Source organism: Sphingobacterium sp. BN32, from assembly GCF_030503615.1.
In the GTDB taxonomy this organism is placed as follows: domain Bacteria; phylum Bacteroidota; class Bacteroidia; order Sphingobacteriales; family Sphingobacteriaceae; genus Sphingobacterium.
Genome location: NZ_CP129963.1, coordinates 3,211,949 through 3,234,148, shown reverse-complemented (window position 1 = coordinate 3,234,148; position 22,200 = coordinate 3,211,949). Strand labels below are relative to the sequence as shown.

Annotated in this window: 18 protein-coding genes; 7 read left to right on the top strand and 11 right to left on the bottom strand. The window is 41.7% G+C overall.

Annotated elements, in window-relative coordinates; genetic code table 11:
• Positions 1–58: 58 nt before the first annotated feature.
• Positions 59–475: a copper resistance protein NlpE gene (locus tag QYC40_RS13675; protein WP_301990687.1), complete on the top strand. Its 417-nt coding sequence runs from the start codon at positions 59–61 to the stop codon at positions 473–475.
• A gap of 277 nt (positions 476–752) precedes the next feature.
• Here the strand turns inward: QYC40_RS13675 and QYC40_RS13670 are convergent, their stop codons facing one another.
• From QYC40_RS13670 to QYC40_RS13650, 5 genes are all read right to left on the bottom strand, one after another.
• Positions 753–1,886: a cysteine desulfurase family protein gene (locus QYC40_RS13670; protein ID WP_301990686.1), complete on the bottom strand. Its 1,134-nt coding sequence runs from the start codon at positions 1,884–1,886 to the stop codon at positions 753–755.
• A gap of 37 nt (positions 1,887–1,923) precedes the next feature.
• Positions 1,924–3,531 carry an apolipoprotein N-acyltransferase gene (lnt, locus tag QYC40_RS13665; RefSeq protein WP_301990685.1) on the bottom strand — a complete coding sequence of 536 codons (1,608 nt, stop codon included), beginning with the start codon at positions 3,529–3,531 and terminating at the stop codon, positions 1,924–1,926.
• Between the two features lie 4 nt (positions 3,532–3,535).
• Positions 3,536–4,324 (bottom strand): PH domain-containing protein, encoded by a 789-nt coding sequence (locus QYC40_RS13660; protein ID WP_301990684.1) that lies wholly within the window; start codon positions 4,322–4,324, stop codon positions 3,536–3,538.
• 39 nt (positions 4,325–4,363) lie between these two features.
• Positions 4,364–5,029, bottom strand: a complete 666-nt coding sequence (gene rsmI, locus QYC40_RS13655; RefSeq protein ID WP_260039474.1) for a 16S rRNA (cytidine(1402)-2'-O)-methyltransferase — start codon at positions 5,027–5,029, stop codon at positions 4,364–4,366.
• A 63-nt stretch (positions 5,030–5,092) separates the two neighbouring features.
• The gene (locus QYC40_RS13650) at positions 5,093–5,536 is read right to left on the bottom strand and encodes a thioesterase family protein (protein WP_301990683.1); all 444 of its coding nucleotides are present in this window, start codon (positions 5,534–5,536) and stop codon (positions 5,093–5,095) included.
• Between the two features lie 1,118 nt (positions 5,537–6,654).
• Between QYC40_RS13650 and QYC40_RS13645 the strand changes: the two genes are divergently transcribed.
• Positions 6,655–8,457, top strand: coding sequence for a fimbrillin family protein (locus QYC40_RS13645; protein ID WP_301990682.1), 1,803 nt, complete (start codon positions 6,655–6,657; stop codon positions 8,455–8,457).
• 96 nt (positions 8,458–8,553) lie between these two features.
• Here the strand turns inward: QYC40_RS13645 and QYC40_RS13640 are convergent, their stop codons facing one another.
• From QYC40_RS13640 to QYC40_RS13625, 4 genes are all read right to left on the bottom strand, one after another.
• A complete protein-coding gene (locus QYC40_RS13640) occupies positions 8,554–9,615 on the bottom strand; it encodes a phytase (RefSeq protein WP_301990681.1) in 1,062 nt (353 codons plus the stop codon).
• A gap of 20 nt (positions 9,616–9,635) precedes the next feature.
• Entirely contained in the window at positions 9,636–11,513 is a 1,878-nt protein-coding gene (locus tag QYC40_RS13635) for a TonB-dependent receptor (protein WP_301990680.1), read from the bottom strand.
• 30 nt (positions 11,514–11,543) lie between these two features.
• The gene (locus QYC40_RS13630) at positions 11,544–12,431 is read right to left on the bottom strand and encodes a TonB-dependent receptor (protein WP_301990679.1); all 888 of its coding nucleotides are present in this window, start codon (positions 12,429–12,431) and stop codon (positions 11,544–11,546) included.
• Between the two features lie 220 nt (positions 12,432–12,651).
• Complete coding sequence (locus QYC40_RS13625; RefSeq protein WP_301990678.1) at positions 12,652–13,917, bottom strand: DUF819 domain-containing protein; 1,266 nt, start codon at positions 13,915–13,917, stop codon at positions 12,652–12,654.
• 116 nt (positions 13,918–14,033) lie between these two features.
• Between QYC40_RS13625 and QYC40_RS13620 the strand changes: the two genes are divergently transcribed.
• A complete protein-coding gene (locus QYC40_RS13620; protein ID WP_301990677.1) occupies positions 14,034–15,293 on the top strand; it encodes a Gfo/Idh/MocA family protein in 1,260 nt (419 codons plus the stop codon).
• Positions 15,294–15,304: 11 nt separating this feature from the next.
• On the top strand, positions 15,305–16,375 hold the full coding sequence (locus tag QYC40_RS13615) for a Gfo/Idh/MocA family protein (RefSeq protein WP_301990676.1): 1,071 nt from the start codon (positions 15,305–15,307) through the stop codon (positions 16,373–16,375).
• A gap of 16 nt (positions 16,376–16,391) precedes the next feature.
• Here QYC40_RS13615 and QYC40_RS13610 read toward each other — a convergent pair whose 3' ends face one another.
• Together QYC40_RS13610 and QYC40_RS13605 are read right to left on the bottom strand one after the other, a co-directional pair.
• Positions 16,392–18,290 carry an OmpA family protein gene (locus QYC40_RS13610; protein WP_301990675.1) on the bottom strand — a complete coding sequence of 633 codons (1,899 nt, stop codon included), beginning with the start codon at positions 18,288–18,290 and terminating at the stop codon, positions 16,392–16,394.
• Positions 18,291–18,322: 32 nt separating this feature from the next.
• Positions 18,323–18,946, bottom strand: a complete 624-nt coding sequence (locus tag QYC40_RS13605) for a 7-carboxy-7-deazaguanine synthase QueE (protein ID WP_301990674.1) — start codon at positions 18,944–18,946, stop codon at positions 18,323–18,325.
• Positions 18,947–19,435: 489 nt separating this feature from the next.
• Here QYC40_RS13605 and thrS point away from each other — a divergent pair, with 489 nt between their 5' ends.
• Genes thrS through rpmI form a run of 3 tightly spaced genes read left to right on the top strand, consistent with a single transcriptional unit; the run spans position 19,436 to position 22,171 of the window.
• On the top strand, positions 19,436–21,361 hold the full coding sequence (gene thrS, locus QYC40_RS13600; RefSeq protein ID WP_301990673.1) for a threonine--tRNA ligase: 1,926 nt from the start codon (positions 19,436–19,438) through the stop codon (positions 21,359–21,361).
• A gap of 47 nt (positions 21,362–21,408) precedes the next feature.
• Complete coding sequence (gene infC / locus QYC40_RS13595; protein WP_149525167.1) at positions 21,409–21,936, top strand: translation initiation factor IF-3; 528 nt, start codon at positions 21,409–21,411, stop codon at positions 21,934–21,936.
• 34 nt (positions 21,937–21,970) lie between these two features.
• Positions 21,971–22,171: a 50S ribosomal protein L35 gene (rpmI, locus tag QYC40_RS13590; RefSeq protein WP_301990672.1), complete on the top strand. Its 201-nt coding sequence runs from the start codon at positions 21,971–21,973 to the stop codon at positions 22,169–22,171.
• The last annotated feature ends 29 nt before the right edge of the window (positions 22,172–22,200 follow it).

The following is a 22,200-nucleotide window of genomic DNA, read 5'->3' as shown; positions in this document are numbered from 1 at the left end:
TTTTCTTAAAATACCATTTGTGGTATTTTTTTTGTGTTTTGCATAGAAGTTAAAGGTTATGCAAAAGTTATCTTACATATTAATCGTAGTCATAGGACTGATATTTGCCATAAGTTGTATAAACAACAAGACGAATGTCAATCAGTTGCCTGCGTCTGAAGACAACGCGCTGAAGGGAATCGGCTTGTTAGGGACTTACGAAGGTAACTTACCATGTGCCGATTGTACGATGATTAGTACATTGCTGAGCCTTGACAAAAATAAAAACTACCATTTACGTTATGTGTATGTTGGAAAGAGCGAGGAAGTGTTTGAGCGTACTGGTAAATGGCAGGTTGATAAAGATATCTTGTCATTAGAAAATGTAGACTACAATTACAAAATTCTCGATAATCAATTGAATCAGTTGGATTTGTCAGGGAAAGAGATCAAAGGCGATCTTGCTGATAAATATACGTTGATGAAGATTAAGTAAGGGGATTTTTTCCGATTTAAATAGAGGGCTGTCGTATGACGGCCCTTTTGTTTTTAGCCTTTTGAATAATACACCTATTTTTCCACGGGAACTGCAACGGGGTTTAGCGTTTTTGAAAGCAATTTAATATAGGCACCCTCAGAAAAACGTTTCATTTTTGCACAGAAGCCGCGAGGGTCATTAAAGTTCTTGACGCCCGTTAAAAGTATATACCCATAGAAAAAAAAGAGCTACCTAAAAAATTAGGTAGCTCTTTCTTTATTTTGTTTTATACAATTTAGTGTTTTGTGCAAATTTCCTTCAGCACTTGCACGACGAAGTCCACTTCCTCTTTTGTGTTGGTTTTGCAGAATGAAAAGCGTACAGATGGACGACTAGGGTCTGCTCCAATTCCACGTAATACGTGAGAACCGATGTCTGATCCGGAGCTACATGCAGAACCACCCGACGCGGATACACCTTTGATATCCAGATTGAATAACAACATATCACCCATATCCGTGCAAGGCAGGGAAACGTTTAATACCGTATACAAAGATTTGTTGGCATCCGTTTCTCCGTTGAACGTCACATCTGGAATATGTTGAACCAGTTGTTCTTTCATGTAGTCTTTCAATGCTTGGATCTGTTGTTGATGAGCTTCCATCTCTTCGTATGCAATTTCCATTGCTTTTGCAAGACCAACGATGCCATAGACATTCTCAGTACCACCACGCATATTGCGCTCTTGCGCACCACCGTGGATCAAAGGTTTTATTTTGTTTCTGCTGTTGATATATAAAAAACCAACGCCTTTCGGTCCGTGGAACTTATGTGCCGCAGCGGTAATAAAGTCGATTTTTAACTTCGATAAATCATGAACATAATGCCCCATCGTTTGCACGGTGTCCGAATGAAAAACAGCATTGTATTGTTCGCAGATTTCACTTACTTTCTGAATGTCGGTGAGATTGCCAAGCTCGTTATTGGCATGCATGATGGAAACAAATGTTCTCGGGTTCTTTGCAAGCAACTCTTCTAAGTGGGATAAATCGATGTTTCCTTTCTGATCAAGACGTAGGAAATCCAATTGGATTTTTCCGTCTTTCTGCATCTCTTCCAAGGTATGTAGCACAGCATGGTGCTCAATAGGAGAGGATATGGCGTGTGTAATTCCATAGGCTTCAATCGCACGAACGATCGCCATGTTGTCGGCTTCCGTTCCGCCGGAGGTAAAGAATATTTCAGCGGGAGAAGCATTTAATAATTTAGCTACGGTTCTTCTAGCTCTCTCAACGATTGTTTTGGTCTCTCTGCCATGCGCATGGATGGAAGAGGGGTTTCCAAAATTATCGTTCATTGTTTGTACCATTACGTCGATAACTGCTTTGTCTAAAGCAGTTGTAGCGGCATTATCAAAATATACGTGCATGGCGGCAAATATAAATAAAGGAGAATAAAAAATCAGATTAATTTCGTTTTCTGACAAATATTAAACCAATTGATATCAAACCTGTTAAGAGGCAGAGGTAGACGATGAGGTCACCCGAACGCGTATAAAATGTTAAGTTTTCGTTCAAGTTGATTTCTTGAGAAAGAGCAGTTGGAACCCACCAAGATGATTTCTGCACAATATCCCCACGCTGGTTAATGAATGCCGAGATACCGGTATTCGCCGAACGTACGACCCATCGACGGTTCTCAATCGCGCGTAATTTCGCATATTGCAGGTGCTGATCTTTTCCGGAGGTATCTCCCCACCAACCATCATTGGTGATCACGGCAATGAACTGGGCGCCCATTTTCACATATTCAGCAACGTAATTGCCCCAGATCGATTCATAGCAAATAACCGGCGCAGCACCAATACCACTAGCGGAATAGAATACGCTAGGTTTGTCTTGGCTTCCATAACCACCAGTTGTTCCTCCAAAGTGTGCGAAGAAGGGTTTCAAAAGGCTTAACGCCTTTCCAAAAGGCATCAGTTCTGCTCCGGGAACTAGCTTAGATTTGTGATAGAACTGCAGCTTGCTGCTTCCATCCACCAACACGCCGGCATTGAAGCTATCGTAAAACATGTTTCCGATAGGTTTTGCAGTCGGCGTACGCTGATCGGCGTATAGAACATAGCTCTCTATACCTGATAACACATTACCGTTGTGATATGGTTCGAGGAATTGCAGTACTTTTTGGTATTGTGGATATTCTCTGAATTCCTCTTCATTGATGCCGTTGCGGTCGGAAATTGCGGTTTCCGGCCAAATAAAAAACTCGGTATTCAGTTTAGCGACCTTTTGGGAAAGATCCGTCAATACCTTAAGCTGATCTTCCGGAGTAATTGGACCCCATTTTCCAAATGGATCGATATTAGGTTGTACTGTGACGATTTCAGACGGATTCACATGTTCCTCGTATTGGCTGTACCAAATAAGGGAGGCAATAGAGGGTATTAAGATTAAACCTGCTACCGTACTAATTAAGATTTTATTGCTGTACGCTTCGATCTTATTACGCTTTTGCCAAACGAACAGGAACAGTGCGATATTTACTAACCAAATCCAAAGTGTACCGCCATAAACGCCGGTGATACTGTACCATTGTACTAATTGGTGACTATTTGCGAATCCGTTGCCTAGTGTCATCCAAGGGAAAGAAAGCTCCCAGGATTGATGTAGATACTCATAAGCGACCCAAAAAGAGATTAATCCCATAAAACTAATCAGGATGCTGTTTCTTTTCCGCATCTGATAGTAAAGGCGGAACGCAAGTCCCATGAGCAATGGTGCTAGTGTATACGGGATGAGCGATATTAACAAGGACGGCATGGCATCTAAAAATGCGTTCATGGCATTATAGACCCAGTAAATAGAGGCAGTATTCCAAACGACTCCTGTCAGGAAGGCTAATGCAAATACTTTGCGACCTTTGTTTTTATAATCGCTACGAATGGTTTGTTCCACCGCGATAAGTAAGGGCACAAAGGCAACTAAAAGAAGAATAGCGGTGTAGGGAATCGGTGGCCAAGCCAGCCACAACAAGAAAGTTGATAGTAAAGCTAACAGATAGTTTGATTTCATGAACTTATAGTGTGCTTAAGATCTCCGCTTTTTTAGTTTCGTATTCTGCCTGTGTGATCAGTTGTTTGTCGTAAAGTGTTTTAAGCTTTTTTAGTTTCTGCGTGATCTCATCTTCCTCTTCAGCTTTTGGCGCTGCAGCAGCGTAAGATGGAGTTGGACTAGAGGGCGATTGAAAGCTGCTCGGGCGCTGCTCCTGTCTTTGGAAGGTCTCGTTCAATGTCGGTGCAGGGATCGGTCTTTCCTCTCTCTTTTCTTCTATGGCGCTGGGTTGCGCTTCTTCAGATGCTGTAGGTACGAAAGCTTTTTCTACTTCTGGCTTAGGAGCTGGAGTAGGGGAACCATATACTGGTTTATTTTCAATCACAATCTTACTCTCCTTAGGCTCTTGCTTTTGATTTTGAAGGTTATCTAAAGCGGCTTTGATTAATTGATATAGCTTGCGAGCCTGTGTTTTAGGAATGTAATCTATGGTCAGATTCTCCCCCGTGAAAGGAATTACCGTAACTTTAGATCCGAATATTTCTTCTTTAAATGCGATGTCTTTCACTTCTTGCCATGCAAATATTTCGAAGTTTGTTGCCAAACCTAACTTAGTGAATTCGCAAAGGAAGAGACGTTTATTACTCACCGTGATACTATCAGGCAATAACGTAACAGCTGGTTTCTTTTGCAAAGCAATATAATTGATCGATTCGCCAGGTGTTAGCATGTCGAGAATCTTTCCATGAATCTTTTCTACTACTTTCGGATCTTGGCCGTCTTGTATGTACTTATCAATTTGGTAATTTTCCATTGATTCAAGATTTAATAAAATAAATACGCGTTTCTAATATTATTCTGCCCCAGCGACACAAAATACAAATTCGCCTTTGATAGGGTTTTGTTCAAAATGTTGTTTCAATTCGGTCAATGTTCCACGAACAGTCTCCTCGTAGAGCTTACTGATCTCGCGAGACAAAGAAGCCTGACGCTCTTCACCGAACACCAGCATAAACTCTTCGATGGTTTTCAATATTCTATGAGGTGACTCGTAGAATATCATGGTTCTCTTTTCTTCCGCCAATGCTTTAAGGCGTGTTTGTCTACCTTTTTTAACAGGAAGAAATCCTTCAAAACAGAAGCGGTCATTAGGAAGTCCCGAGTTCACCAGCGCTGGAACGAAAGCTGTGGCGCCCGGTAGGCATTGTACTTCCAACCCCTCTTTTATGCTTTCGCGAACCAATAGGAAGCCTGGGTCTGAGATTGCTGGGGTGCCAGCATCAGAGATTAAGGCAATTTGTTGTCCTTCTTTCATCAGTCGGATGATCTCTGATACAGCTTTATGTTCGTTATGTTGGTGGTGAGCAAATACCTTCTTCTCAATGCCAAAGTGCTTTAATAAAGGAGCACTTGTTCGAGTATCTTCGGCCAGTATGATATCGACCTGTTTTAAGACGTTGATAGCCCTGAAAGTCATATCTTCCAAGTTTCCAATCGGTGTAGGGACTATATATAACATATGCCAAAGATAAGGAATAATGCTTTAGAATTTTGTTTTGCTTTAGCTAATGCTAGCGTGTCACTATTCATCAACTTCCACGTAATCATCCGCTCGAGGGATTTTATCTAATACGGGGAGCCATGCCTCAGGGACTGCTGTTAGCTTGCGTTCTACTAAGTTCATCCACGCACCATCCACTACCACAACTGCCGCTCTGACACCGTTCTGCTTAAAAATCTCATGCCGAAAAGAAAAACGAGAGTTTTTGCGGTTGAATTTGCTGATTTCCACAGTAACCTTGATATATTCATCTAAACTGATTTCACGATGGTAGTTGAGCTCTTCGCGAAACAGAATAGGACCAATTTTCATTTTGGAGAACTCTGCCAGCGAAAGCCCCAGTTGGTTGAGCATATTGCTTCGCGCTTGTGCGCAGAAATCCGCATATGCGGAATGTCTTAAATGAACATTCGCATCAATCTGCGACCAAAGAACCTGGCCTTCATAAAACACTTTATTTTCCATAAAAAAACTTTACTAAATTGAATGTCTAAAATAGCAATAGTTTCAATCAAAGTTGAATTATTAAATTGAGAACTTTTTTGATGGAATGTTAAAAGTTGTATAGCGATCATTTAAAAGAAGGTTGGATTCCCAGAAGATTGCTGCTTTCATTGATGTTTTTTAATGAAATAAATTTAATTTAAATTATAAAATTAAATTCAATAAATCTATATTTACCGCTGTCAACCAACTTTTGCAAGCACAATTATTAATAATATCCTTTAACTGGAAATATTATTACCAATTTATTTAATTTCACTTGTTATGAAGAATGAGAAAGCAGGAGGCCAAGCGAATGATAAAAAGAAGCTTCCCTACACGAGTCCTAAGATTACTATGCAAGAGACGCAGCGTCAGCAATCGCCAATTTGACCCACGTCCTCCAATCCGGCGACCAATAAAACTACCCTCTCATCCCTAATCAAACTTTATCTAAAGGAGTTTACCTGCAAAAGGAATAAAAAGTAGTGTTTGTTGCCTAAGCAGAGACAATAAATCGACAGGAATTTAGGTTAAATAGGAAATAAAATCATCCCCATATTTTCAAATATTGATAAACGGTCAAAACAAAACTACGTACACTATTCTCTTTAATTAATTAAGTGAAAATTAATATATTAATTTTTTAAATTAATAAAAACTAATTACATGCAATGGTTACTACAAAACCTGGCTAAGATGCTTTTTTAACTTATTTAAATTGTTAAATTAATGATTTGAATAGAAATAATTATTCTTTTAATGAAAATTTACTATATTTGAATATCCCAAGATCACTTACTCACTCAATGTCATCGAATAAATCGAAAGAAAGGACATTGTCAACTATTAAAAAGGATATTTAAATAATGAATTGTAAACGCCGTCATGTCGAAATTAAAAATCTAAAAAAATTACCCTACATAAGACCTTCCATATCGATGATTGTTGTTGATATGGAGGGCAATCTTGCCACTACTTCTTCATTCCTTACTTCTGAGAAAAATCATCACACTCCTCAGGTGGAAGATTGGGTTGAAGATGAAGGGCCTAACTATAGGATGGAATTCTGAGGATTCCCAAATAAAACCTTATTAATTATGAATGCTATTAGACGATATTTATTCGCCCCATTTCTTATATCAATACTCGTGATAGTTGCCTGCGAAAAGCCTCCTCATTTAAAGGAAGAAATACGAAATGGCGACTATAGTTTATCTTTTTCTGTCGAAGGCTTGGATGCTTCCGAAGCCGTTGAGCCTATTGTAAAGCCAAAGCACCAATCCACAGGCATAAAACATATAAAAGGATCTTCCTCTGATCAATGCCTCGGTAAAAAAACGATAATAGCAAGTAAAACTACAGCATTCAAAGGACTTGAAGCTCGCGTAATCATGGAAGAGCTCCCATTGGAACATAGTACGGTGAAGTCTGACAAATTGCGTATTCAAACGAAAAGCGCCATATCTAGACCTGTTGAAAAGCGTGCTGTTAGCAACATGAGCCCGCAGAAAAAATATAGAGTTGTCGTATTCAATACGAATGCTGCTGGAGAAGCTACAACCTACGTGAATCAATCACAAGGTGTCGTTGGATCACCTCTGAAGATTCCAGTTTATCGCAATAAGAACTATAGGTGGTTTGCCTATTCCTACAACCGAGAAGAAGATATTCCTGATATCAATTCTACAGACTATCATATTCTGGTGATTGCGAACTTACATGATAAAGAAAACGACTTTCTTTACAGTACGGGGCTCATCAAAACGTCTGATATAGTGGATGGAGAAAATCCAATCAGCATTACCTTTAGCCGGCAACTAGCAAAAATACGCTTAGAAATTAATGCAAGAGGAATATTTGCAAAAATCACCTCCGCAAATATCGATGTTCTGGCATCTAATACAGGTCCCCAAGATGGGCTATTCTCTTTATTGAACGGCAGTTATAGCAGTACAAACAACACAAATATGCTGAGATTTAGGACATGGAATACCATTGTCAGCGACAGCATCCCAGTGGACTGGGCAGTCTATCGTGATTTCTACACTATCGCTAACTCTACCGTCTTGCGTCTAAAACTCAAGATCAATGAAATTAAAGTGACTTCGGAGCGAATAAACGATAATGCTCCTGACACAAAAAGTTTAATACCTCGTACCTTTCAGAATGTCGATTTCACTTTTCCAGATTTTATTGCCAAACCCGGACATCGGTATCAAGCAGTATTAGAATTGTTGGAATCTCCTATACAGCGCGGTGATGTTTATTGGGCAAGGGGAAATTTATACTACGACGAAAGCGTCGAAAGGAATCAGTATCGATTTCGATATGATAATCCTCATATCCGAAAGGTAAACAATGGGATTTCTAATATTGCTGATAGCGATTACTGGTATGGAGGGGCTATGCCTCACTTGCGTCCTGATGGGCAGAGTGATCCTTGTAAGTTCGTTTATCCTGAAGGACTTTGGAGGCTTCCAACGCCTGATGAATATAATGCACTAATCAGCTCTACAAATCCGATGGTTGAAAAGCAAGACCAACTAAATCGTGAGGGCTGGTATATAAAATGGAAGGATGCAGCTCATATCGGTCCGCCAACGCATCCTCATAAGGATCTTGTATTTACAGCGTTAGGCTATAAGAACGCTAATGGGGAAATCCTACACTACGTATATAAAGCTGGAAATCCAAACATGGGCTGGCTCAATCATTTGTTTAGTTCTTCAGACATAGGTTATTTTAGGACAAATGTCGCCAATACCTATTTCATGATGGAATATAGAACAGGAGGGTATGACCTATCTCCTAAATTTACTGTTGGTTCTACAAATGTTTTGTATCAACCTATTGCCGCCCCCATCCGCTGCGTCCGCAAAGTTGCACCAAACATAAGCTAAGCAGCAAAAAAAGAGGCTCCCTATCCGGAAGACTCTTTAAACTTATTCTTAAATAATCGCTTAGATCGCGAATCGCGTTTCATTAAATAAAATCCACTATTTCTTTGCGTTGATGCTATCTTGGAAGATCTGCCAATCGTAATAATGAAACACCATCCCGTTGCTCATTGCTACTAACATTCCTTTTGGAAACTTGCTGTCAATAGGAAGCGATATCGCATCCGCACCGTCACACTCTACCGCAGATACTGGAACTTCGGTAATCAGCTGATGCTGGTTTGGATTCCCTGCAACACCTTCTCGTGGATAGATGTTGAAAGAATTATTCTGCTGATTTGACACGATGATATATCCGGTGCTATCCGAAGATTGATAGATCGCAATCCCTTCATGGTCTCTTTTGAAATCTGTCTTCCCGAATACGGCAAGCTCTTGATTTCCATTCGCGGGATCTGCATAGTATTTATGTATACCAAAGCCTTCGTCGGAATAATAGACATAACCTAGTTGATTATCGACAGCGATAGCTTCTATCTCTTTGCCGCCTTCAAATTTACCGAACTCGCGGACTTTCTTACCAACTACCGTTCCTTCGTCATCGACTAAATCGTATTGGAATAAGTATCTTCCCGATTCTCCGGTTTTTCTACCTACAATCGCTTGGATTTTATTGCCTGTAGAATCTGCTTTTGTGTACAAAGCGATACCCATAGGAGAGCGATCTTTCTCACCCTCAAAGACCGGGATTCCGCCATTGTCGATTGGTTTAAGATCCGGTAATGTAAATACTCTGATCTTGTCTGTACCACGCTCCGTAACTACGGCGATATCGACGATGCGTCCGTCCAAGTTAAAACCATAGGCAATATCCACGTTGTTGGGACGATCCAATGGTGTGACTTGATTGACGATCTTGCCTTCCATATCATATAGATATAGACCGCCAGTCTTTTCGTGCTTGTCTGTTCCGATAACAAATATTTCGGAACTATCTTTCGGATTTACCCAGATCGCCGGGTCATCCGTATCGTTGGGTACTACTTCTGTGATAACCGTAGGCTTCACAGCATTTTCAGCTACTGCAGCTAACTTATAGCCCGAATTACATGAGCTAAGAATTGCTGCAGCGAGCCCGCATATGATGATGGATTGTTTCATTTGTAAAAAGTTTATGTATGCTATAAATCGAATTTGATACCTAGGTTGTAACGAGGCTTGTAATATTCCAACTGTTGCATCAAATTCTCCTGACCTTGGTAGTAACGCAAGGGTTGGTTTGTTAAGTTGTTAGCCTCAGCGAAGACGCGGAATTGCTTAGTCACTTTGTAAGAAGCATTCGCATCTAAGAAGAGCTGCTTGTCGTAGTAAGCATCCGTAAAAGCGTCGTCACCGATCTCGTCTAAGTATGCTGCTGTATAGTTCGCTGATACGCGTGCTGAAAATTTATTGTTCTCCCATGATAATGAACCGTTGAACATATGTGGTGCCGTGCGAGGAAGGCCTAATCCTTCACGCAATACTCCATCTTCTCCTGCAATACCTTTTGCTTTAGAACCTGTGTAGGTATAGTTTGTATAAATACCGAATCCTTTTAAGAATTTGCCCGGTAAAAAGTCTAATTGACGTTGGAAAGCAACCTCAAACCCATACACATCTACTTCCTCACCATTTCTGAACTGCGTGAATTTCCAAGTTTCGCCAGCTGCAATCGGGTTCTTTAAGTCTGGGAATGCCTTGCTGAAACCCTGGGTATTGAAGCTTTGATCATTGTACATGTAAATGAAGTTCTTCAAATTCTTATAGAAAACCCCTCCGGAGATGATACCCACATTTTGAAAGTAATTCTCCAACATTAAATCGAAGTTAGTCGCGTTAGTAGACTTCAAATTCGGGTTACCAGCAAACAGCTTTTTATCTTCCGATATGGTATTCACGTATGGAGCGAGCGCATAGTAATTCGGGCGTGCCAAACCTGTAGTCACTGCAGCGCGTAGAATAAAATTATTATTGAAGTTGTGCTTCACATTGATGCTAGGAAGGAAATTGGTATAGCTATTCTTATTGCGGATCTCGCCAATTAATTCTTCTTCTTCAAGAACGTTATTACCGGTATAGTCAATGCTTGTATGTTCGATACGAAGACCTAAGATAACAGCCGTACGCTTGGTAATATTTTGATCCCAACGCAGGTATTCCGCGACGATGCGCTCCTTAGCATGGTAATTTTTAGCTAAATATTCATCAGGTTTATCCTTTGGCGTAAATTTAGAGTTGTCGTAAAGGTCTAGTTGACCCAAGTAATCTTTACTTACAAAACCACCTGCAGCATATCTTTCGCCTTGATCCCAATGTTTTGCATCCCACACCTGTAGAGGATGGGTAGTCATATCACCAAATTTGTCAGTAGGCTTGTATTCGAAGAAGTTGTTGTTACGCTCCTTTGATTTCAGTCGTATGCGAGCACCAACGCGCAGACGGCCCTTCTGACCAGAAATAACCGAGAAAGGAAAGCGTAAGTTCACTTTTGCGCCAAATTCATCCTCATTTGTCTTATTCTCGTTTTCGGTTATTTTATTAAACTTGAGCTTAGCATAGTCTGTATGTGGATCATTTACGAATGGTAGATAGGTACTCGATAGATCCTGTCCGAATCCGACCTTCTTCAAGTCATAGGAAATATAGCGCTCGTTAGGGCGGTGTTCATCGGCTCTAGAATAAGAAGCTGTCCAATCGAAGTCCAGTTTCGATGTCAATAAATGTTCACCTTTCATCGAAAGTTTCAATACGTCCTGACGCTCTAGGCGTTTCCCTTTGTTCTTGTCATTGCTAATTCCGCCTTTCGTCTGACGAGTCAATTTTCCGATGTAAGCATTTTCGTCGGCATTCCATTCCATGTCTTTATATGAAACGGCAAAGCGATTTTCCAAATCATCGCGCCAGTTGTACATCGCATTTAAAGCAATCTTGTTTCTCGTATTGAAATCAAAATCCCAGGCCGCAGACACCGATCGACGAATTCTATGTACATCATATTTACGGATTTGCATATCTTTCATAAAAACATTACCCTTATCATCTTTCTTCCACTAACTTTCGATGTTGTTCGAGCCAAAGTCATTGCTTTGAAGCGTTCCGCTCAATACCAAGCCCATTTTATTGTCCATAAAACGGTTACCATAGATCACTGAACCATTGTAAATTCCCTTCTCACGAACTGGCGAGTAGCCGCCACCCAATGTCGCAGAAATACGTTGTTTGTTTGGAACAGGACGCGTAATCAAATTCACGCTACCACCAATTGCATCAGCGTCCATATCCGGTGTTAACGTCTTGTTGACTTCGATTGTCGAGATCATATCCGACGGAATCAAATCCATCTGCACATTACGGTTGTCTCCCTCTGCAGAAGGGATGCGGTCCCCGTTCAACGTAACGGAGTTCAATTCTGGCGATAGACCGCGAATAATAATGTTACGCGCTTCACCTTGGTCATTCTGCATTGTGATACCCGGAACACGTTTCAAAGCATCACCAATATTCTGATCCGGGAAACGACCCACTTGATCCGAAGAAATGATATTGGAAATATTGCTGTTGTTCTTTTGTTGGTTCAAGGCCTTCGCTTGACCTCTCGCTAAATCGCCCATCACATGCACTTCATCAATGCTGCGCGAAGATGACGATAGCAAAACTTCAATAGCATCCTGACCAGGTCTCACTGTGACAGTCTCTGAATAATGCGCATAGCCTAAGTAATCAACGGTTAGCGTGTAAGTACCTGCAGGAAGGTTTAGAAACTCGAAATTACCATTGACATCTGATACGGTAAATCGATTGCCATCCGAAATCTTTAAAGTAGCTCCCGGAAGCGAAAAATTGTCATTTCCGTCCATGATCTTACCCTTTAAGATGGTAGTCTGGGCGAACGAAAATAAACATGTTAAATTAAATACAATTAGTAATAATAATCTCATATAAGTAATAATTAAATCTATGCGCAAAAATAAAACGACACAGTAATCACTTAATTAATACAAGATTATAAAATTGTTAATTACCCAATTTCGATATTAAGTTTATGTTTATTCTCTAAATAGTTAAGGAATTATCAGAAGTTGTATTAAATAAATAGAAAAGCCCATCTCTTTCAAGATAGGCCTGTTTTATGTTTTATCGCATACGCTTTATGTGCTTCTAAATTGGAGATACCATTTGCATCAAAATCGCCGTCAGCCAACCGGCATAAGTTCCGATAGCATAACTGAACACCGATAAGATAACGCCTACCGAGATAAGCGAAGGATGGAATGCTGCAGAAGTAACCGATGCAGAAGCAACACCGCCAACATTTGCCATACTCCCGACTGCGAAGTAGAAAAACGGAACTTTAAATATCTTTCCAACAATTATCAATAGCAGCGCATGGAATGAAATCCACAAAATTCCGACAATAAATAGTCCTGGGTTATCCAAGATTGCAAGGATATTCATCTGCATGCCGATCGTAGTGATCAAGGCATACAATAAAACTGTTCCAAGCTTGGAAGCACCTGCGAATTCTAATTTCTTGGCTGGCGTAAAAGACATCGCTATACCAATAACCGTTGCGAAGAACACGATCCAAAAGAAATCGCTCGTTAAGGAAAATGTCTCCAGATGTGGATAATTCGTTTTCATAAAAGCGGCAAGTGGCTCTGCAAGGAAAGTCGCTAGACCCGTTCCACCAAAAGCGATCGCGATCATAAGCATTAAATCTTTCGTCTCCGGGATTCGGCTGTTCGCCTTTGCTTTAGCGTCCATTTTCTCTTTCAAATGTTCCACATCGCTCGCATCCGCTTTGAAAAATGCATTGAACTTATCTGCTTTGCTAGCGCCATAAAGAAGAAACGCCATCCAGATATAGGCAACAAATACATCTACAGCGATAATCGATGAGAATAGATTCGGCGATGGTTTCAATATTTCTTTTAATGCTACTTGGTTGGCCGATCCTCCAATCCAGGAGCCTGCAAGCGCCCCAAGTCCGCGCCATACTTCGTCTGGGCCGGCGCCGCCAACCACTTCCGGAGCAACTAGCGAAGTTAAGTAAACCGCTAATGGTCCACCAAGAAGGATACCGACGGTACCCGTAATAAACATCAGTCCTGCACGCTTCCTTAACGCCCACATCTCCTTCAAATCTAAATTGATGATAAATAGGATCAAACAGGCAGGCAGGAAGTAGCGGCTACCAATAGAGGTAAGCGGCGAGTTTTCGCCATCAATTACTCCAAATGAATTCAATAAGCCCGGAAGAAAATAACACAACAACAGGGGCGGGATAATATTGTAAAATCCTTTTACATATTTGTTGGACAAACTAGAGCTGTAAAATACAAGTCCTAAGATGGTCATCAACAAACCAAATACTACGGTCGTGTTGCTGATTAGCGGTTCTGCTTCAGGGGTAGAAATTTGCATAAATTTGTAATAATTGTTATTTTGCTGTGAAATTAGATAATTCTACCGAGTAATCGTTCAAAAAATCTTAATTAACAATTTCTAATTATCATCTAGATCTACATAAATAATATATAATGGACCGTAGGAATTTTCTCAAAAGTAGCGGTGTGCTACTAGGAACCTCTACACTAGACCTTCCAACCCCGCAATTCGAACTCAAGAAAAAAATAAAAGTTGGCCTTATCGGTTGTGGCGGTAGGGGAACGGGCGCGGCATTCCAAGCATTGCAGGCTGATCCGGACACGGAGCTTGTTGCTTTGGCCGACATCTTTCCCGATCAAATTGAAACGGCTTTAGCGGCCCTCAAAGAGGGGCATAAGGATAAGGTTAAAGTCGATGAAAGCCGTAAATATGTAGGATTCGAATCTTATAAAAAGCTAATCGCAAGCGATGTAGACGTGGTTTTATTGGCATCGCCACCTTGTTTTCGACCTGACCATCTTGCCGAGGCTGTAAAGAAGGGAAAACACATCTTCTGTGAAAAGCCGATGGCAGTGGATATTCCCGGGGTGCACTCGGTACGCGAGAGCGTAAAATTAGCGAAAGAAAAGAAACTAAATATCGTGGCAGGATTTTGTTTCCGCTACTCCGTTCCAAATCGCGAGTTAGCAAAACTTGTACATGCCGGTAGTATTGGTGATATCTATGGATTGAGCACCTTCCGCTTAGGAGGCGAATTGACACAAAAACCTCGACAAGCATCCTGGACCGATCTTCAAGATCAACTTCGCAACTGGTTCTACTACCAGCGCTATTCCGGAGATATCATCGTAGAACAGACCATACACAGCATCGACTTTATGTCATGGATGCTAAACGATAAATTGCCGAAAACGGTATCCGGAACGGGTGGCCGCCAAAGCAAACCTTGGACGGAATTTGGAAATGTCTACGACCATTTTGCCATAGAATTCGATTATGGGGACGGATTAAAGGGCTTCCACTTCGGAAGACAACAAAACGGAACGCAGAACCGAAACTCGGTGGAAGCGATCGGAACCAAAGGAAATCTTCAGGTAGGCATGCTGAGCAGCTATGTGATCAATGGACAGAACCCATGGAAATTCCAAGGCAAGATGAACAACATGTACCAAACGCAGCATGATGAGCTCTTCGCAGCCATTCGCAATAAACAGGTCATCAACGATGGCGATACGATGGCGGATTCGACTATGCTTGCCATTTGGGCCCGTGAAGCGGCCTATACCGGTAAAGCCATTAGCTTAGATGAAATCATGAACTCGACGAAGACCTATGGACCAAATTCAGAAGGTTACGATTGGGCGATGGAGATTGATAATGCACGAATTCCAAGACCAGGGCATACGAGCTAAGAGGAGTTAGGATGGGAAAAATAAGAATCCTTGTTGTAGGATGTGGGAATATGGGCGCATCTCATGCGCTTGCTTATCATGAAATGGACGGATTTGAAATCGTAGGGCTAGTGTCCAGAGGCGATTCAAAGAATAAGCTGAACGAAAAACTAGGAGCAGACTATCCGCTTTATAATGAATTCGAGGAGGCCCTATCGGCCACTCAGCCCGATGCGGTATGTATCTCTACTTATCCAGATACGCATGAAGATTATGCCGTGAAAGCTCTCGAGGCTGGCGCGCATGTCTTTATCGAGAAACCCTTGGCGGATACCGTCGCAGGTGCTCAACGCGTGATCGACGCTGCTGTGAAGGCTAATAAAAAATTAGTGGTGGGCTATATCCTGCGTCATCATCCTTCCTGGATGAAGTTTATCGAGGTTGCGAAGACGATGGGAAGTCCATTAGTGATGCGCATGAATCTCAATCAGCAAAGCCATGGCTACATGTGGGATGTTCATCGCAATCTGATGAAGAGCCTGAGTCCAATCGTCGATTGTGGTGTGCATTATATAGACGTCATGTGCCAGATGACAGAAGCAAAGCCTGTTTCTGTGTCGGCTATTGGAGCTCGCCTAACCGATGACATTGCTGCAGATAATTACAATTACGGACAGTTGCAGATTCGATTTGATAACGGCAGTGTGGGCTGGTATGAAGCTGGCTGGGGACCGATGGTCAGCGAGACTGCCTTTTTCGTCAAAGATGTAATAGGCCCAAAAGGTTGTGTATCGATTGTTGCGAAAGAAGCTAGTAAAGCGGGTAATTCAGATTCCATTGATGCGCATTCTAAAGCGGAGTCTTTGAAAGTGCATTATGCAGATATCGACGCGAAGAACGAATTTACACGTGCGGACGAATGGATAGATCTGGCAGACGAGCCGGACCATCAGGAACTTTGTAATCGCGAACAACGTTTCTTCCTGAAAGCAATAAATGAGGATCTGGACTTATCGAAATCCATGCAAGATGCCTTAAATAGCTTGCAGATTGCTGTTGCTTGCGATGAGTCCGTAAAGACTGGACAAACCGTTCAGCTATAAAAATATACAAGCAGGTTTATTTCACAATAAATTCTGTACGCCTATTGCGTTGTTTCCCTTCTTCGGAACTGTTTGACGCAATAGGTTTTTCATCTCCATATCCTTTCACGCTCAATCGTCCAGCAGAAATGCCCTTCGAAATCAGCCAGGTAGAAACTGCTTTCGCCCGGTTCTCCGATAAAGTCTGATTGGCTGCCTTATTTCCTGTATTATCTGTATGTCCCGCAATCTCGATCTGCAATTTTGGGTTCGCTTGGAGTAGTCCCAGTAACAGATTCAATTCGCTTTCCGAGCTTGGGAGGATCTCGTATTTATTGACGTCAAAGTAAATATTGCGGAGCGTCGCAATGGCGCCACTTTTTATAGGCTCTAAGAAAATACTGTCCTGATAGCGCTTATTGGCAAACTCCGGTTTGTCCAATGCATATTGTTTGGAGTCGAATAAATAGCCTTCCTTCTGTATATGTACGGCATAGTTTGCACCAACAGGCAAAACCGCGATAAAACCGCCGTCTATATAATCACTCTTTTTCTCAAAGACTACCTCTTTGCTGTTTGTATTGGTCACGCGAATGCTTGCATCCAGCGGTTGATGGTTGGACTTATCGAAAACCAAACCTGCTATATAGGCAATAGCCGGGGGCTGTTGTTCCTTAGGGAATGTAAAACGATAGATATCCCATTGTCGTTCGCTGTCTTGCGAGGCTAAGTGCGCAATACTGCCGTCCAGGCTGACATGGAAACTGCGCTGATCTAAATGATTATTGATGGCGGGGCCTAGATTTTCGGGTTTGCTCCATTTACCGTCTTTTGTGCGGACAGTTTTATAGATATCGTTCTTGCCGAAACCGGGCCAGCCATTGGAAGAGAAATACAAGGTTTTATTATCGGCATGCAGATAGGGGGCACCCTCATCGAAGGGCGAGTTGATATCGGGGCCTAAATTCTCCGGCGTCGACCATTTGCCGTCTGCTTCTAATTCGGCTTTCCAAATATCATAGCTGCCTTGCCCCCCTGAGCGGTTACTTACGAAGTAGAGCGTTTTTCCGTCCGCAGAGATTGCAGGTTGTGATTCCCAACCTCGTGTATTTATCCCCGGACCCAAATTGAAAGGCTCGCTCCAAGTATTATTTTCTTTCTTTGAAACATAGAGGTCACAGCTACCCAAGCCGTCGGGCCGATTACATCCCGTAAAAAACAGGTATTTCCCATCCGGCGAAATGCAATGTGCGCCCTCATTAAAACGAGATGAATTTACCGGTTCTGGCAGTCTGACCGCTTCCGTCCATTTACCATCGACGAGAAAGCTTTCGTAAAAATTCTCCTGATTGTTCTCCTTGCGGGTAAAAATGATGCTCGCATTGTCGGCCGTTAGCTTAGGATAGTATTCGTCTTTATCGGTATTGATGCTAGCTGGAAGCGCAATTAAACCGCTATTTCCAGCCTTTATATGCTGCAAGGAAAAAGCACAGTCGGCAAGATATTTATCGACGAGCAGCTGGCTCTTCTCCGAGAGTTTTCCTTTTTCCTTATAGTTTAATAGATTTTTGCTGGCTTGCTGATAATCGCCAACTCCCAAATAAGCCTCGCCGAGACCAAAGTAAGTGAGTGCGGTTAAAGAAGGGTTTAAGATAAGTACTTGCTCATACGCGGATATTGCTTTCTCATACTGCTCTAAACTACGCTGTATATCACCTAAAGTCTGAAAGCCAGTGGCAAAAGTCGGATCCTCCTGGGTTGCTTTTTCCAACCAGGATATCGCTTGCAGAAGCTGATTTTGACTGATGGCTTTTCCTGCTTCCTGATAAGCCTGTTGTGCCTTTCGGTTTTTAGAATCAACTTGCGAATACGAGAGATTCCCTAAACCAAAAAGAAATAGGATCAATAAACAAATACCTAGTTTCTTGTTCTGCATAGCAGTTTAAAACTAAGCATTATTCATAAATATTAAGGAATGTTCAGGTATTTATGTGTTTGCAAAGAAATTTCCCATTTCGGATTATCTTTTACGTAATCGATAATTAAAGGGGTCATTTCTGCCGCTTTTGACCATTCAGGTTGTAAATAAAGCTTACAGTTTTTGCCGACGAATTTTGCATGGTCTTCCGCCCACTGGAAATCGCTTTTATTAAAAACAATCACTTTCAATTCACCCGCCGCAGCCAAGACATCCTGACGTGGACCTTTGAATTTCTTCGGTGAAAGGCAAATCCAATCCCAATAGCCTGTTAACGGATACGCACCTGAGGTCTCTAAGAAAATTTGAATTCCTGCTTCGCGTAATTTTTGTGTCAAATAAGTCAAGTTGTAAAGTAGGGGCTCGCCACCGGTAATCACTACCGTTTTTGCCGGATACTTCAGGGCGTTCGCTACGATCTGCTCCGCGGAGGTCAAAGGGTGCAGGGATGCATCCCAGCTTTCCTTCACGTCACACCAATGACAACCTACATCACAACCGCCCAAACGGATAAAATAAGCCGCTTTTCCTGTGTGATATCCTTCGCCTTGTATCGTGTAGAATTCTTCCATTAAAGGAAGCATGGTGCCATCTTCCGGAACTTGATTTGACATAATGCAGTAAATAGAAGTGCAAAAGTAAGAAAAAACTTTCAGCATTCCATTTCATGCGTCGGCGCAATTGGAGTTCTTGAGGATCATTAAATCCAGACCGTTTTCGAAAAAGGCGGAGCATTTTTCACTATACAGTCGAGGCTTGCTCTGCTATCCGCTTTATCAAGCCTAAATCAAAACCCAATCAAAGCCCTTTTGGAGCGGGGTTGAAAGGGTTATACATTGGGGTTGTAAGGGCTTTACATTGGGTTTAAACTGTAGCAGTTCCGACGCCTGTCTCTTTGATATCCGTGTTGGTGCATGTTTAGCGTCCATCCAGGACGCTAATAAGTTTTGCTGTTTTAATGAGCGCATGAAAGTTTTTATTACACATAAATATTCCGTATTTTTGTACCTCGATTAATTAAGGCAATCACTTTAAAAATCAATGTAATTGTAAACATTGGCTAGGTTGCAAATTTATACACAATTTAAAGATCATAGTTGTACATGATTAACATTACACTACCCGACGGCTCGGTTCGTCAGTATGAAAAAGGCACAACTGCTATGCAGGTTGCGCTATCAATTTCCGAAGGTTTAGCAAGAAATGTATTAGCAGCGGAAGTTAATGGAGAGGTATGGGATGCATCACGCGCGATTGAAGCGGACGCAAACGTGAAATTATTGACCTGGAACGACGAAAAGGGTAAATCTACTTTTTGGCACTCCTCAGCGCATATTTTAGCGGAAGCTTTAGAGGCGCTTTATCCGGGGGTTAAATTTGGTATTGGTCCATCGATTGAAACTGGATTCTACTATGATGTAGACTTTGGCGATCGTGAGTTCTCATCCGACGATTTCAAGCAAATCGAGGACAAGATGTTGGAGCTAGCGAAACAAAAAGAGGTATTCGAGCGCAAAGCAGTTTCCAAAGCAGAGGCATTGGAATACTTTACAGAGAAAGGCGACGAGTACAAATTAGACTTGATCAAGGATCTGGAAGATGGAAAGATTACGTTCTATTCGCAAGGGAACTTTACAGACTTATGTCGTGGTCCACACATTCCGAATACTGGATTTATCAAGGCTATTAAATTGACAAACGTAGCTGGAGCTTATTGGAGAGGCGATGAAACGCGCAAGCAGTTGACCCGTATTTACGGTGTTACTTTCCCTAAAGCATCTGAGCTAACTGAATATTTACGTTTTATTGAAGAAGCGAAGAAACGCGACCACCGTAAATTAGGTAGGGAGCTTGAATTATTTGCTTTCTCGGAAAAGGTGGGCATGGGTTTACCACTATGGTTGCCTAAAGGTACCGCACTTCGTCAGAAATTACAGGATTTCTTACAGCGTGCGCAGATTGCAGCGGGTTATGAGCCGGTGGTAACTCCACATATTGGACATAAGCAGTTGTATATCACTTCCGGGCACTATGAGAAATACGGTGCGGATTCTTTCCAGCCGATCAAAACGCCGGTAGAAGGCGAGGAGTTCTTGTTAAAGCCAATGAACTGTCCTCATCACTGTGAGATTTACAAAGTAAAACCTCGTTCGTACAAGGATTTACCAGTTCGTTTTGCAGAGTTCGGTACAGTTTACCGTTACGAGCAGTCGGGCGAATTGCACGGATTAACGCGCGTTCGTGGGTTTACGCAGGATGATGCACACTTATTCTGTCGTCCGGATCAGGTAAAAGACGAGTTTAAGAAAGTAATTGATTTAGTACTTTATGTTTTCAATGCGTTAGGATTCAACGATTTTACAGCGCAGGTTTCGTTACGTGACCCGGAGAACAAAACAAAATATATTGGTTCTGATGAGAACTGGGCATTAGCAGAATCAGCGATTATAGAATCGGCTGAGGAAAAAGGCTTGCCGACGGTTATTGAATATGGCGAGGCTGCATTTTATGGTCCTAAATTAGACTTCATGGTGAAGGATGCATTGGGCAGAAAATGGCAGTTAGGTACGATCCAAGTGGATTATAACCTACCGGAGCGTTTTGAACTGGAATATACAGGTTCTGACAACCAGAAGCATCGCCCGGTGATGATCCACCGCGCACCATTCGGATCGATTGAGCGTTTTGTTGCCGTTCTGATTGAGCACTGCGGCGGACAGTTTCCGTTATGGCTTGCTCCTGAGCAGTTTATCGTCTTGCCAGTATCAGAAAAATATGAAGAATATGCGCAAAAACTTTTGGAATCGCTAAATAATTCCGATATTCGCGGTCTGATTGACTTGCGTGATGAGAAGGTTGGGCGCAAAATCCGCGATGCCGAGGTTAAGAAAATGCCTTATATGGTAATCGTGGGCGAGAAAGAGATGGAAAGTGGGTCAATCTCGATTCGTAAACACGGGGGGGTTGACTTAGGGTCAATGTCGCCAGAAGCATTTAAAGAATTATTAATAAAAGAAGTAACTGTTTAATTTAAAAACATTTGGCAAAAAGTAACAATTTCGGTAACAGAGGTCCTATGAGAAAAAAGGAGCCTGAACACCGTATCAATGAGCACATTCGCGTTCCAGAAGTACGTTTAGTTGGGGATAACGTAGAGACCGGAGTTTATCCTACAAGACAGGCTTTACAACTTGCTGATGAGTTGGAGTTGGATTTAGTAGAGATTTCTCCTAATGCGACGCCTCCTGTTTGTAAAATTATAGATTACAGTAAATTCGTTTACGAGCAAAAGAAGAAGCAAAAGGAAATCAAGGCCAATGCGAAGCAAACGGTAATCAAAGAGATTCGTTTTGGACCGAATACCAGTGAGCATGACTTCGAATTCAAATTGAAACATGCGATGCGTTTCTTAGAAAGTGGCGAGAAGGTTCGTGCCTATGTACACTTCAAAGGACGTGCGATCGTCTTCAAAGAGCAGGGTGAAATTTTATTATTACGTTTCGCTCAGGCTTTGGAAGAGTATGGTAAGGTTGAATTATTGCCGAAATTGGAAGGTAAGCGTATGTTCTTAACATTAGCGCCAAAAGCTTCTCCAAAAAAATAAGCATCTAACAGATTGATATAAAATTTATAGTATTATGCCAAAAGTAAAAACCAATTCCAGCGCGAAAAAACGCTTTAAATTGACTGGAACAGGTAAAGTTGCAAGAAAGAACGCTTTCAAAAGCCACATCTTGACAAAGAAAACTACGAAACAAAAACGTAACTTAACTACAACTAGTTATGTTTCTGATGCCGATATGGGCAACGTTAAACGTATGCTTGCACTCGGTAAATAAGTTTTATACCATTTTTTTTAATAACAATA

Bases quoted from the DNA above. Each gene is read 5' to 3' on its own strand.
- QYC40_RS13675 (WP_301990687.1), top strand. From the start codon at position 59: ATGCAAAAGTTATCTTACATATTAATCGTAGTCATAGGACTGATATTT.
- QYC40_RS13670 (WP_301990686.1), bottom strand. From the start codon at position 1,886: ATGCACGTATATTTTGATAATGCCGCTACAACTGCTTTAGACAAAGCA.
- lnt (WP_301990685.1), bottom strand. From the start codon at position 3,531: ATGAAATCAAACTATCTGTTAGCTTTACTATCAACTTTCTTGTTGTGG.
- QYC40_RS13660 (WP_301990684.1), bottom strand. From the start codon at position 4,324: ATGGAAAATTACCAAATTGATAAGTACATACAAGACGGCCAAGATCCG.
- rsmI (WP_260039474.1), bottom strand. From the start codon at position 5,029: ATGTTATATATAGTCCCTACACCGATTGGAAACTTGGAAGATATGACT.
- QYC40_RS13650 (WP_301990683.1), bottom strand. From the start codon at position 5,536: ATGGAAAATAAAGTGTTTTATGAAGGCCAGGTTCTTTGGTCGCAGATT.
- QYC40_RS13645 (WP_301990682.1), top strand. From the start codon at position 6,655: ATGAATGCTATTAGACGATATTTATTCGCCCCATTTCTTATATCAATA.
- QYC40_RS13640 (WP_301990681.1), bottom strand. From the start codon at position 9,615: ATGAAACAATCCATCATCATATGCGGGCTCGCTGCAGCAATTCTTAGC.
- QYC40_RS13635 (WP_301990680.1), bottom strand. From the start codon at position 11,513: ATGAAAGATATGCAAATCCGTAAATATGATGTACATAGAATTCGTCGA.
- QYC40_RS13630 (WP_301990679.1), bottom strand. From the start codon at position 12,431: ATGAGATTATTATTACTAATTGTATTTAATTTAACATGTTTATTTTCG.
- QYC40_RS13625 (WP_301990678.1), bottom strand. From the start codon at position 13,917: ATGCAAATTTCTACCCCTGAAGCAGAACCGCTAATCAGCAACACGACC.
- QYC40_RS13620 (WP_301990677.1), top strand. From the start codon at position 14,034: ATGGACCGTAGGAATTTTCTCAAAAGTAGCGGTGTGCTACTAGGAACC.
- QYC40_RS13615 (WP_301990676.1), top strand. From the start codon at position 15,305: ATGGGAAAAATAAGAATCCTTGTTGTAGGATGTGGGAATATGGGCGCA.
- QYC40_RS13610 (WP_301990675.1), bottom strand. From the start codon at position 18,290: ATGCAGAACAAGAAACTAGGTATTTGTTTATTGATCCTATTTCTTTTT.
- QYC40_RS13605 (WP_301990674.1), bottom strand. From the start codon at position 18,946: ATGTCAAATCAAGTTCCGGAAGATGGCACCATGCTTCCTTTAATGGAA.
- thrS (WP_301990673.1), top strand. From the start codon at position 19,436: ATGATTAACATTACACTACCCGACGGCTCGGTTCGTCAGTATGAAAAA.
- infC (WP_149525167.1), top strand. From the start codon at position 21,409: ATGAGAAAAAAGGAGCCTGAACACCGTATCAATGAGCACATTCGCGTT.
- rpmI (WP_301990672.1), top strand. From the start codon at position 21,971: ATGCCAAAAGTAAAAACCAATTCCAGCGCGAAAAAACGCTTTAAATTG.